The sequence below is a fragment of the Aeromonas sp. FDAARGOS 1410 genome, assembly GCF_019048745.1.
GTDB lineage: Bacteria > Pseudomonadota > Gammaproteobacteria > Enterobacterales > Aeromonadaceae > Aeromonas > Aeromonas jandaei.
The window spans coordinates 439870-451284 of sequence record NZ_CP077401.1 but is presented as its reverse complement, the minus strand read 5'-3'; the positions used below and the strand labels follow the sequence as shown (position 1 = coordinate 451284).

Sequence of the window (11415 nt, the reverse complement as noted above, 5' to 3'; positions counted from 1 at the left end):
GGATGAGATCCGCAGCGATTTGGGTATCCTCGACGAATGGGGCCAGCAGTGCTGGTCATCACCTGACAGTGAAACAATGAGCGAAGCGGGTCGAGCGAACCCGCCACAAGGACAAGAATGCAACGTATCAAATGCCGCGTAGAGGAACTGCGCGAATATGTCGACACCATCTGGCATGTGGCCCTGACGCCGCAGCAAGAGGTCAGCTTCAAGCCGGGCCAGTATCTGCTGGTGGTGATGAGCGATTCGGACAAGCGTCCCTTCTCCATCGCCAACTCGCCGACCCGCCCGGGCGTGCTGGAGCTGCAAATCGGCGCGACTCCCGAAAACGCCTATGCCGGTCAGGTGCTGGCCCGCATGCGCGAACAGGGGGAGATCGAGGTCGAGCTGCCCGCCGGCAAGGCGTTCCTGCGCAACGAATCCCCCCGCCCGCTGATCCTTATGGCCGGCGGCACCGGTTTCTCCTATGCCAAATCGATTCTGGAGTACCTGATCGACAGCGGCAGCAAGCGTCCGGTCTTCTTCTACTGGGGGGTGCGTCAGGCGCACTGGCTCTACGAGCTGGAGCAGATGCAGCAGTGGGAGCGCGACTACGCGCCGCTCACCTTCATCCCGGTGGTGCAGGAGCCGGAGAGCGACTGGAGTGGCCGTACCGGTCTGGTGCACAAGGCGATCATGGATGACTTCGTCAGCCTCCATGAGTACGACATTTATGTCGCCGGTCGCTTCGAGATGGCGGGGGCGGCCCGTGAGGAGTTCAAGATCCTCGGTGCCGAGCCGGAACGCATCTTCGGCGATGCCTACGAGTTCATCTGACAAGCCGTTTGTGCTGCCAAAACCCCCGGTCAAGCCGGGGGTTTTGCTATGGTGGCGCGACCAGATCGGGATATTGTGGAGTTCGTCATTCAAGTCCAGTTTTTTTCGCAATTTCAGGTATGAATGGCTACTAATTCCCTGCAGCTGGTGGCATCTTTGTGCGTGATTGTCGGCGGCAGGATAAGGATATCCCGGGATGGGGCGAGGAGGCGCTGTGTTGAGCGAAGAGGGAAGATCATCGACAGAAGATGCAAGGGGAGAGCTGGGTTCTGCGGAGCCGGCGGCGACCCTGATCTCCTCCTCCCGTATTGGTGAACTGACCCGGCTGCAGGCAGAAATTGCCGCCCTGAAGCATGAAAATAGCCTGCTGCAGGAGAAGCTCAATGCCGCTCTCGATGGTACCGGCATCTGCCTCTGGCAGGGGATTATTCCGACCGGCGAACTGCGGGTGTTCAACCTGCAGAACTTTCAGGCCGGTGACATGGCCCCCTGTTTCGACCAATGGAGCGCCAAGCTCCACCCCGACGATCGCGCCCACGCCATGGGCAGCTATTTCGATCATCTCGAGGGGAAAACCCCCTTCTACGAAGTCGAATACCGCACCATCAACCTGCAAGGGGAGGTCACCTGGCTCTGGGATCGGGGGCGGGTGGTCGATCGGGACGCCGATGGCAAGCCGCTGCGGATCATGGGTTCCCATATCGATATCACCCAGCGCAAAGCTTATGAGCAGAGGCTGGCCGAGCGTGCCAACAGCGATGCCCTGACCGGTCTGCTCAACCGGCAGGGGTTTGGCAAGGCCTTTGCTCAGCAGCAACATGACGGAGCAGGAGCGCTGCTCTTTATCGATCTGGACGATTTCAAGGGGATCAATGACCAGCTAGGTCATGCCTGTGGCGATCAGGTTTTGCAGCAGATGGCGGAGTGGCTGCGTCTTATCATGCCGGGCTCGGCCCTGTGTGGTCGCTACGGTGGCGACGAATTTGTGGTGCACCTCAGCCGGGGGGTTTCGAGCCATACCCTGGCCGAGCTGGCCGATGCCCTGATTGGCCGGATGCAAAGCTATGTGCCCAGACCCGGTTGTTCGCAACGGGTCGGGCTCAGTATCGGCATCGCTTTGTGGGAGGGGGCATCGCTGTCGTTTCGGCAGGCGCTGGAGGTGGCCGATCAGGCCATGTACGAGGCGAAGGCGCGTGGCAAACGGGCCTGGCACTTGCTGCGGGTGTGATGACAACCCGAACCCCGTAAAGCAGAAACCCCAGCCATGCTGGGGTTTCCGTTATTCGCCTTTGGCGCCGAGCTGCTCTTCGAGTTGAGCCAGCTTGCTTTCGAGGGCGGCCAGTTTTTCCCGGGTACGCAGCAGAACCTTGGTCTGCACGTCGAACTCTTCACGGCTTACCAGATCCAGCTTGTTGAGCTGTGCCTGCAACACCTGACGGATCTTCTTCTCGGCCTCTTCGCCCATGCTGCGGATGCCGGGCGGCAGGGAGTTGTGTACCTGTTTGGCGATCTCTTCCAGTTTCTTCGGGTCGATCATGATGTCCTCCTTAAGCGTTGGTGGACATTCTACCGACAATTCCCTCATTTTGCCGAGATCGCGGCAGCTTTTTACATCGCGCTGCCCGCTATTGCTGGTCGGGTCTGGTGATGTGCCAACTGCTGCTACCCTTGCGCCCCCTTGTTGACCTGAAACCATGATGCAGAGCACAAACCTGATTGGAATATGACCGGTGTGAGTCTGTGTGTTGTTGTTATTATGTTAACTTTGTGCGGTCGAAGTGATGATTGCTTCGTTGGTTTGTGATGGATAACAACCTGATAAAGAGAACAAAAAATGAAGAAGAAGCTAATTTATGCAGCCGTCATCAGTGCCTTGCTGGCCGGATGTGGTGGTGAGAATGACAAGATGGGGGATACCACCAGTACCCTCGACTACGCCCTGAGTGGGATGAGTGGTGCGCGCCCCAGCGTACTGGCGCCCCGTGCCAGCGATGGCACCCTGAAGTTTTCGACCGAGACTCAGGATCTCTCCAACCCGGTATCCGCTCTCTCCACGCTGGATGGCTGGTCTACTACCCAACCCATTCAGCTGAACCCGGCCACTGTGAGTGGCGTGTCGGTTCCTGCTCCTGCTGACGCAGACTTTGCCACCTCTGTCGCCCCCATCTATCTGCTGGAGCTGACACTGGATCCGACGACTCTGCAGCCAAATGGCGTGAAGAATAACCAGCCGCTGGTCTATGGTACGGATTTTGTTGTTCGTGCTGCCGGTGGTACTCTGAATCTGGTACCGCTCAAGCCGCTGAATCCCTCCTCCTATTACATGATTGTCGCCACCGATTCGCTCAAAGACAGTCGCGGAACACCGCTCAAGGCTGGCAGTGACTACAGCACCTACAAGACAAACAGTGGCACCACGACTCAGGAGCAGAGCATCAGCAATCTGGTTGCGCTGCAAGAGGGGCTGTTCAAATCTGCCACCGGCATTACCAGTGATCGGGTGATCTTCTCCGACTGGTTTGCCACCCAGTCCGGCGCAGATGTGCTGCTGGCGGTGAAAGGGGCTGCAGCCAAGGTGGCACAGAACGGTCTGGACGCCGCCAAGGTATGGAAACAGGATGCCAAGGGCAATACCAGCCTGCCTGGCGCTTATACAATTAATGGCCTCAATGGTGGGGTGCCCTTCCTGACCCAGCTGGCCGGTGAGCCGTTCCTGCCGCAGGATCAGAAAGATGCACTGACTGCCGCCTTTGGTTCTGGCACGCCGCTTAACGGGGTTGCCCAGCTGACCAAGGTGTACACCGGCACCGTCAAGCTCCCTTATTTCCTCTCTACACCGTCAGTAGCCGGGTCATGGGACAAGGCCAAGACCCAGTCCTGGCATGGTGCCATCCCCAGCCTCTATGCCATAGCCAACGCCCTGAAGGCCGGTGATAGCGAAGTAATCGGCGGACTGGTTGGTGCCGGTGTTGACCCGACTCTGCTGGCAACACTGATCGCTGACCCGACCCGCCAGAGCGAGCTGCTGACCGAGGCGAGCAAACTGATTGGGGTGACTCTCACCTCTGGTGGCAAGCCGCTGGATGCCGAGCGCAATATCGGCCGCTTCAATCCCCTGCCGGCATTGACCGAAGTACAATCCGTGCCGATGCGAATTTTTGCCCCGACGACAAACCTCAGCACTGTCACCGATGTGGTCATCTATCAGCATGGGGTTACCTCCATCAAAGAGAATGCCTATGCGCTGGCGCTGAGTCAGATTGGTGCAGGCTTAAACCCGTCAGTGAACAAGGTTGTTGCGGTGGTGGTGATCGATCATCCGCTGCATGGTGAACGTGGCTTCGCTCTTAGCGGCAGTATGGCGACGGTGACCACCTCGGCAAACCCGACTCCCTACCTGAATCTGGGTTATCTGACGGTAGCGCGGGACAACCTGAAACAGAGCGTGGCCGACCTGCTGGGCCTGCGTCTGGCGGTGGGTTTGGCCAACAGCGGCAACGTGATCGGCAGTGCTGGCAATATCAAGGTGCACTTCCTCGGTCACTCTCTCGGTGCCATTACCGGTGCCAATCTGCTGGCGGTCGCCAACCAGACAACCGGAAATACCCAGGCTGATGCCCTGTTCAAGTTCGATACCGGTGGTCTGGCGATGCCGGGTGGCGGTATTGCTCCATTGCTGCTCGACTCCCCCAGCTTCGGGCCGACCATCAAGATGAGCGTGCTGACAGCAGGCAGCCCCGAGTTGAAAGCGGGCTTTGCGGCCTATGAACTCAACTGCAAGACAGTCAAGGCAACCTGCTTCGTCAACGAGTTCCTGCCCAGTCTGAATGCGACCACTCAGGCGGCCGCAGCCACGACGCTGCAGAGCTACAGCTTTGCTGCCCAGACAGTGCTCGACTCTGCCGACCCGATCAACCTCGGTCGCGGCATCAAGAGCAACTTCCCGCTGTTTGCTACCGAAATCGTGGGCGATGGTGCACTCAATCTGCCGGATCAGGTGATCCCGAACCGCATTGCCTCTGCACCGCTTGGTGGCACCGAGCCGCTGTTCAAGGTGTTGGATTTGCAGGCGTTGCAAGGCGGGCCGGGTGTGATCCCTGCCAGCCACCATGCAGCCCGCTTTGTGGCCGGTGGTCACAGCTCGCTGTTGGCGCCTGATGGCAATGACAGCAACGCGCTGGTGACCAGCGAGATGCAGACCGAGTTTGCCAGCTTCTTTATGAGCGGTGGCGCGGCAGTGCAGGTGACTGACAATACCCTGCTCAAGCAGTAACTGCGCAGACCATAAAAAACGCCGCCCTTCGGGGCGGCGTTCTCGTTTCTGCAGCAGCTGAAAAATCAACCCGGCTGGTGGTTGCGATCCAGCCAGCCTTGCAGCAGGCCGACCAGCAGACCGGTCAGGTGGGCGATATTGGCGGTGCTGGTGCCGAGCATGTCGAAGAAGCCGAGCACCATCCAGAACAACATAAAGCCCATCAGCGCCGGTGGCAGAGTCAGGCCACAGGCCGGTTGCAGCTTGCTGCGCAGCCAGCAGTAGCCGAGCAGGGCATAGACCACGCCGGAGAGGCCGCCAAACAGCGGGCCGCTGGCGAAGAACTCGGCGATATTGGGCAGGGCGGCGCCCACCAGCAGCAGGATCAGCAGCTTGCCGCTGCCAAGACGCTGCTCGATCTGACCACCGAGATACCACCACCACAGCAAGTTGAACACCAGATGGAGCACCGAAAAGTGGATGAAGGCCGGGGTAAAGTAGCGCCATGCCTGCCAGTCGGTGAACTGTGCCAGGGTCGGGTGGAATGCCAGTTCGTCGTAGATGGGCAGGCCGATGGCATCGATGCCGTAGACGGCGAGACAGGCGATGATGACCACCAGCGTCAGTGGCCCCGCCTGATGGAGGAAATCAGTGACGGGATCCGTCATCCCCTTGCTGTAGTCGATGCGGGCATCGGCCCGGCCGGATTGCCAGGAGGCCTCCATATAGCGAGGGTGGTTCGGCTCGGCGAGGAAGCGTTTCACCTCCAGCTGGGCCTGAGCAAGGCGCGGCTCGTCAGCCAGCCAGATGGTGACCCCCAGCTCGGACTGGGTCAGCTCGCAGGAGATGCCCAGCGTCGCCAGATAGTCCACCAGCGCCTGCGCCATGCGGGCGTTGTCGAGCACCAGCAGCTGGATCATGCTTCGCCTGCCTCGATGGGAAACTCGCGGCGCCACGCCTCGAAGCCGCCATCCAGACTGTAGACCTCGTCGTACCCCTGTTGCAGCAGGTACTGGGCGGCGCCCTGACTGCTGTTGCCGTGGTAGCACATCACGATGACCGGGGTGTCGAACTCCACCTCGTTCATGAAGCGCACCAGAGTGCCGTTGGTGAGGTGGAAGGCGCCGACCGCGTGGGCTGCCGCGAAGGATTGCGGGTCGCGAATGTCCACCAGGCGGGCTTCGCCTGCACTCAGTTTCTGGTGGGCATCATGGGCATTGATATGGGCAAACTGGTCCATCTGGATGTCCTGCGAATAGGTTGATTGCCGGTCAGTGTACCGCAAGCTTGGGCGCAAACTAACCCCACAAAAGATAAGGGAGCCTGTGGCTCCCTTGTCGATATGGCATGCGGGTCAGTGGGTTAACCGCCGAGATAAGCCTGTCGCACCGCCGGGTTGGCCAGCAGTGCTGCTCCCGTGTCCTGCAGCACCACACGGCCGTTCTCCAGCACATAGCCGCGATCGGCCAGCTTGAGCGCCTGATTGGCGTTCTGTTCCACCAGAAAGATGGTCATTCCCTTCTGGCGCAGCTGCTCTATGGTGTCGAAGATCTGCTGGATGACGATGGGGGCCAGCCCCAGCGAGGGCTCATCCAGCAGCAGCAGGCGCGGCTTGCTCATCAGGGCGCGGCCGATGGCCAGCATCTGCTGCTCGCCGCCGGACATGGTGCCGGCGCGTTGCTCCAGTCGCTCATGCAGGCGCGGGAACAGGGTAAACACCTGATCCAGCAGGCCATGCTGCTCGGTCTTGTCGACGAAGAAGGCGCCCATCAGCAAGTTCTCTTCCACCGTCAGGCGGGCAAAGATGCGGCGCCCCTCCGGCACCACGGCAATATCCTTGCGCATGATGCGGGCGGTGGAGAGGTCGCTGATCTGCTCCCCCTCGAACCAGATGGAGCCGCTGCTGGGCTTGGGCTCGCCGCAGAGGGTCATCAGCAGGGTGGTCTTGCCGGCGCCATTGGCACCGATCAGGGTGACGATTTCCCCCTCTTTCACCTCGACGCTGACGTCGTGCAGTGCCTGAATTTTGCCGTAGTGGGTCGATACGTTGCGAAGTTCTAACATCTTGTGTTCCTTACGACTCGCCCAGATAGGCCTTGATCACTGCCGGATTGTTGCGGATTTCGTCCGGCTTGCCGTGGGCCAGCGGGGTGCCCTGACTGACCACGAAGATGCGGTTGGAAATACCCATCACCAGCTTCATATCGTGTTCGATCAGCAGCACCGAGACCCCGAATTCATCCCGCAGGCTCATGATGAGCTCATCCAGCTCGTCGGTCTCCTTCGGGTTGAGGCCGGCAGCCGGTTCATCCAGCATCAGCAGCTCGGGGCGGGTCGCCATGCAGCGGGCGATCTCGAGCCGGCGCTGCTGACCGTAGGCCAGATTACCGGCGGCGCGGTTGGAGAGATCCTTGAGCCCCACCTTATCCAGCCAGAAGGCGGCCTGCTCCAGCCCCTCCTCTTCAGCACGGCGGAACGAGGGGGTCTTGAACAGCCCGGCCAGAAAGCCGGTGTTGAGGTGCCTGTGCTGGGCCACCAGCAGGTTCTCCACCGCCGTCATCTCCTTGAACAGCCGGACGTGCTGGAAGGTACGCACTATCCCCTTGCGGGCGATGAGGTGACCGGGCAGCCCCTGGATCTCCTCACCCTTGTAGCGGATGGTGCCGCCGCTCGGGCGGTAGAAGCCGGTCAGGCAGTTGAAGATGGTGGTCTTGCCTGCGCCGTTGGGGCCGATGATGGAGATCACCTCGCCCTTGTCGATATCCAGCTTGACCCCGTTGACTGCCAGCAACCCTCCGAAGCGCATCGACAGATCAGAGACTTCCATTAACTTCTGATGAGTACTCATTTCTTCAACTCCAGATGCGGACGGGTCATCGGCAGCAATCCCTGTGGCCGCCAGATCATCATGAACACCATCAAGAGGCCGAACATCAGCATGCGGTACTCGTTGAACTCGCGGGCCAGCTCGGGCAACACAGTCATCACGATGGCCGCCAGCACCACCCCGATTTGCGAGCCCATGCCGCCCAGCACCACGATGGCGAGCACGATGGCCGACTCGATAAAGACGAAGGATTCCGGGCTGATAAAGCCCTGCCGGGAGGCAAAGAAACTCCCCGCAAAACCGGCAAAGGTGGCACCTATGGTGAAGGCGGTCAGCTTGATGATGGTGGGGTTGAGCCCCAGCGATTTGCAGGCGATCTCGTCTTCCCGCAGCGCTTCCCAGGCGCGGCCCAGCGGCATGCGCAGCAGGCGGTTGATGACGAACAGGGTGGCGATCACCAGCACCAGCGCCATCAGGTAGAGGAAGATCACCTTGTGGTTGGCGTTGTAGGCGATGCCGAAGAACTCGTGGAAGGTCTCGAAGCCGCCATCCTTGACGGTGCGGTTGAATTCCAGACCGCCCAGGGTCGGTTTGGGAATGCCGGAGATACCGTTGGGGCCGCCGGTCAGGCTGGTCATGTTGTTGAGCAGAATCCGGATGATCTCGCCAAAGCCGAGGGTGACGATGGCCAGATAGTCCCCCCGCAGCCGCAGCACCGGGAAGCCGAGCAGGAAGCCGAACAGGGCCGCCAGCCCACCGGCGATGGGCAGACACTCCCAGAAGCTCAGTCCGAAGTAGTTGTTGAGCAGGGCGTAGCTGTAGGCGCCGACCGCATAGAAGCCGACATAGCCGAGATCGAGCAGACCGGCGAGGCCGACTACCACGTTCAGACCCAGCCCCAGCATGATGTAAATCAGGGTGAGGGTGGCCAGATCGATGGCACCGCGAGAGGCCATAAAGGGCCAGCTCACCGCAAACAGCAGTACCAGAATGGCGGTGGTGTTGTAGAGGCGCGGAGCTTCTTCCTGACTCGGCAGCACCAGCTTGCCGAAGCCGACCGAGAAGCCGCTGATGGATGCCTGGAACAGCTTGGCAATCTGGCCGCGCAGCAGCTGGAACCAGAACACCAGAGTTGCGCCGCCCAGCAGCCAGGCCAGCGACACATCGAGGCGACTAACCACCAGCAGACGGGAGCCATCGGTCTCCAGCTTGAAGCCGAGCAGCCAGAAGGAGAGCACCAGCAGCACCAGGCTGGCGATGCAGGCATGGATGAATTGGCGTTTCATCATACTTTCTCCACTTCCGGGCGGCCCAGAATGCCAGTAGGCATAAAGAGCAGCACAAAGATGAGCAGGGCGAACGCCATCACATCCTTGTATTCGGTGCTGAGATAGCCGGCGGTGAGCGCTTCCACTACGCCGAGCAGCAGACCGCCCAGCACAGCGCCGGGAATGCTGCCGATACCGCCCAATACCGCGGCGGTGAAGGCTTTCAGCCCGGCCATAAAGCCGAGATAGGGGTTGATGACGCCGTAGTACATGCCGAGCAGCACTCCGGCGACGGCGGCCAGCGCGGCCCCCAGCACGAAGGTGATGGAGATGACCACGTGGGTGTCGATCCCTAACAGGTTGGCCATCTTGATATCTTCCGAACAGGCGCGGCAGGCGCGCCCCATGCGGGAGCGGCCGATGAACTGGGTCAGCGCCAGCATGGTGACGAAAGTGATGACGAAGATGATGAGCTGCATATAGGAGAGGCTGGCCTGAAAGCCGTCAGCCTCGCCCAGAGTCCAGCCGCCGGAGATGAGGCTGGGCATGGCGATATCCCGCGAGCCCTGCGCCATTCGCATCATGTTCTGCAGGAAGATCGACATACCGATGGCGGAGATGAGGGGGATCAGCCGGTTGCCACCGCGCAGCGGCCGGTAGGCGACCCGCTCTATGGTCCAGCCATAGGTGCCGGTGATGACGATGCTGACCAGAAAGGCGCCGCCCAGCAGCAAAACGGTGCTGTCGATGCCCATCATCATGAGCCCCGCCATCACCATGAAAGCGACATAGGAGCCGATCATGTAAACCTCGCCGTGGGCGAAGTTGATCATGCCGATGATGCCATAGACCATGGTGTAGCCGATGGCGATCAACGCATAGGTGCTGCCTATGGTTAACCCGTTCAGCAACTGCTGAACGAGATAAAGGAGGTGTTCGGACATACTGCGTTCCCTGTACTTGCCCGCAAAGAGAGGAGGGGGCGAGTCGGCTCGCCCCCGATCGGCAGATTATTTGAGTTGGGTAGAGGTACCGTCAGCGTGCCACTGGAACACACCGAATTCGAAGCCTTTCAGGTCGCCGTTCGGTGCCCAGTTGAGCTGGCCCATCACGGTATCGACCGGCGCAGCCTTGATGGCGGCAGCAACGGCAGCCGGATCATCTTCACCCGCCTTGGCGATACCGGCAGCCAGGGTTTGCACCGCGGCATAGGTAGTCCAGACGAACGGGCCGGAGGAGTCCTGACCCTTGGCCTTGAACGCCGCAACCAGCGGGGCGTTGGCCGGCACCAGATCATACTTGTTCGGCAGGGTTACCAGCAGACCTTCGGAAGCCGGGCCACCGATGGCGGAGATGTCCTTGTTGCCCACCCCTTCCGGGCCCATGAATTTTGCCTTCAGACCCTTCTCGCCAGCCTGACGCAGGATCAGACCCAGCTCCGGGTGATAGCCGCCGTAGTAGACGAAATCGACGTTCTCTTTCTGCAGCTTGGCGATCAGGGCGGAGAAGTCCTTGTCACCGGCGGTGATCCCTTCAAAGGCCACTACTTTCACGCCAGCCTTGTCCAGCGCCGCTTTCACGCTGGAGGCGATGCCTTCGCCATACTGCTTCTTGTCGTGGATAACGGCGACGCGCTTGGGTTTGACCTGCTCGATGATGTATTTGGCGGCAGTCGGGCCCTGATCGCTATCCAGACCTATGGTGCGCAGGGTCAGCTGGTAGCCACGCTCGGTGATCTTGGGGTTGGTGGAGGCGGGGGTGATCATCAGGATCCCCTCGTCTTCATAGATGTCGGAGGCGGGCAGGGTGTTGTCGGAGCAGAGGTGGCCGACCACGAATTTGACGCCGTCGTTCACTACCTTGTTGGCTACTGCCACCGCTTGTTTGGGATCGCAGGCATCGTCATAGACGATCGCTTCGATCTGCTTGCCCTTGATGCCGCCTGCCTTGTTGATCTGCTCGACCGCCATCTTGCCGCCGGTGAACTGCATGTCACCGTACTGGGCGACCGGACCGGTGACCGGACCGGCGATGCCGATCTTGATGGTATCGGCGGCATGGGCCATGGAAACTGATCCAAACAGAGCCAAAGAAACCGCTGCCTTTACTGCCATTCTTCCAAAATTATTCATTGATTCATCCTTTAATCAGTGGATTGTTTCATTCCCGTGTGCCTTTCCGGATCCAGGTCCTGCATGTCCGGCAGTAGATAAGGTTCTATCATTCCTCGCGGGGCAATAACAAGATGTTAA

General features: G+C 60.2%; 11 protein-coding genes. 3 read left to right on the top strand and 8 right to left on the bottom strand.

The features are described 5' to 3' along the window. The first annotated feature begins 117 nt into the window (after positions 1 to 117). Together fre and I6L40_RS02095 are read left to right on the top strand one after the other, a co-directional pair. Complete coding sequence (gene fre / locus I6L40_RS02100) at positions 118 to 816, top strand: NAD(P)H-flavin reductase (protein ID WP_041210586.1); 699 nt, start codon at positions 118 to 120, stop codon at positions 814 to 816. Positions 817 to 1030: 214 nt separating this feature from the next. Further along, positions 1031 to 2044: a sensor domain-containing diguanylate cyclase gene (locus tag I6L40_RS02095; RefSeq protein WP_216994921.1), complete on the top strand. Its 1014-nt coding sequence runs from the start codon at positions 1031 to 1033 to the stop codon at positions 2042 to 2044. 51 nt (positions 2045 to 2095) lie between these two features. Here the strand turns inward: I6L40_RS02095 and I6L40_RS02090 are convergent, their stop codons facing one another. Further along, complete coding sequence (locus I6L40_RS02090) at positions 2096 to 2353, bottom strand: accessory factor UbiK family protein (RefSeq protein WP_033112871.1); 258 nt, start codon at positions 2351 to 2353, stop codon at positions 2096 to 2098. Positions 2354 to 2650: 297 nt separating this feature from the next. Between I6L40_RS02090 and I6L40_RS02085 the strand changes: the two genes are divergently transcribed. Then, complete coding sequence (locus tag I6L40_RS02085) at positions 2651 to 5089, top strand: VolA/Pla-1 family phospholipase (protein ID WP_216994920.1); 2439 nt, start codon at positions 2651 to 2653, stop codon at positions 5087 to 5089. 65 nt (positions 5090 to 5154) lie between these two features. Here I6L40_RS02085 and glpG read toward each other — a convergent pair whose 3' ends face one another. The 7 genes from glpG to I6L40_RS02050 form a co-directional block, all read right to left on the bottom strand. Then, on the bottom strand, positions 5155 to 5988 hold the full coding sequence (gene glpG, locus I6L40_RS02080) for a rhomboid family intramembrane serine protease GlpG (protein ID WP_071914732.1): 834 nt from the start codon (positions 5986 to 5988) through the stop codon (positions 5155 to 5157). Next, positions 5985 to 6308: a thiosulfate sulfurtransferase GlpE gene (gene glpE, locus I6L40_RS02075; RefSeq protein ID WP_043850512.1), complete on the bottom strand. Its 324-nt coding sequence runs from the start codon at positions 6306 to 6308 to the stop codon at positions 5985 to 5987. The genes glpG and glpE overlap by 4 nt, the downstream gene beginning before the upstream one ends. Positions 6309 to 6430: 122 nt before the next feature. Next, complete coding sequence (locus tag I6L40_RS02070; RefSeq protein WP_071914731.1) at positions 6431 to 7132, bottom strand: ABC transporter ATP-binding protein; 702 nt, start codon at positions 7130 to 7132, stop codon at positions 6431 to 6433. 10 nt (positions 7133 to 7142) lie between these two features. After that, on the bottom strand, positions 7143 to 7916 hold the full coding sequence (gene livG / locus I6L40_RS02065; protein ID WP_041210591.1) for a high-affinity branched-chain amino acid ABC transporter ATP-binding protein LivG: 774 nt from the start codon (positions 7914 to 7916) through the stop codon (positions 7143 to 7145). After that, positions 7913 to 9181, bottom strand: coding sequence for a high-affinity branched-chain amino acid ABC transporter permease LivM (locus I6L40_RS02060; protein ID WP_033112866.1), 1269 nt, complete (start codon positions 9179 to 9181; stop codon positions 7913 to 7915). Before I6L40_RS02060 ends, livG begins: the two co-directional genes overlap by 4 nt. Further along, entirely contained in the window at positions 9181 to 10107 is a 927-nt protein-coding gene (livH, locus tag I6L40_RS02055; RefSeq protein ID WP_033112865.1) for a high-affinity branched-chain amino acid ABC transporter permease LivH, read from the bottom strand. The genes I6L40_RS02060 and livH overlap by 1 nt, the downstream gene beginning before the upstream one ends. 66 nt (positions 10108 to 10173) lie before the next feature. After that, on the bottom strand, positions 10174 to 11295 hold the full coding sequence (locus tag I6L40_RS02050; RefSeq protein WP_071914729.1) for a branched-chain amino acid ABC transporter substrate-binding protein: 1122 nt from the start codon (positions 11293 to 11295) through the stop codon (positions 10174 to 10176). Between the last annotated feature and the right edge of the window lie 120 nt (positions 11296 to 11415).

Excerpts from the sequence above, each read along its gene's own strand:
- I6L40_RS02085 (WP_216994920.1), top strand. The coding sequence starts at position 2,651 with ATGAAGAAGAAGCTAATTTATGCAGCCGTCATCAGTGCCTTGCTGGCC.
- I6L40_RS02050 (WP_071914729.1), bottom strand. The coding sequence starts at position 11,295 with ATGAATAATTTTGGAAGAATGGCAGTAAAGGCAGCGGTTTCTTTGGCT.
- I6L40_RS02060 (WP_033112866.1), bottom strand. The coding sequence starts at position 9,181 with ATGAAACGCCAATTCATCCATGCCTGCATCGCCAGCCTGGTGCTGCTG.
- livH (WP_033112865.1), bottom strand. The coding sequence starts at position 10,107 with ATGTCCGAACACCTCCTTTATCTCGTTCAGCAGTTGCTGAACGGGTTA.
- glpE (WP_043850512.1), bottom strand. The coding sequence starts at position 6,308 with ATGGACCAGTTTGCCCATATCAATGCCCATGATGCCCACCAGAAACTG.
- I6L40_RS02090 (WP_033112871.1), bottom strand. The coding sequence starts at position 2,353 with ATGATCGACCCGAAGAAACTGGAAGAGATCGCCAAACAGGTACACAAC.
- glpG (WP_071914732.1), bottom strand. The coding sequence starts at position 5,988 with ATGATCCAGCTGCTGGTGCTCGACAACGCCCGCATGGCGCAGGCGCTG.
- livG (WP_041210591.1), bottom strand. The coding sequence starts at position 7,916 with ATGAGTACTCATCAGAAGTTAATGGAAGTCTCTGATCTGTCGATGCGC.
- fre (WP_041210586.1), top strand. The coding sequence starts at position 118 with ATGCAACGTATCAAATGCCGCGTAGAGGAACTGCGCGAATATGTCGAC.
- I6L40_RS02070 (WP_071914731.1), bottom strand. The coding sequence starts at position 7,132 with ATGTTAGAACTTCGCAACGTATCGACCCACTACGGCAAAATTCAGGCA.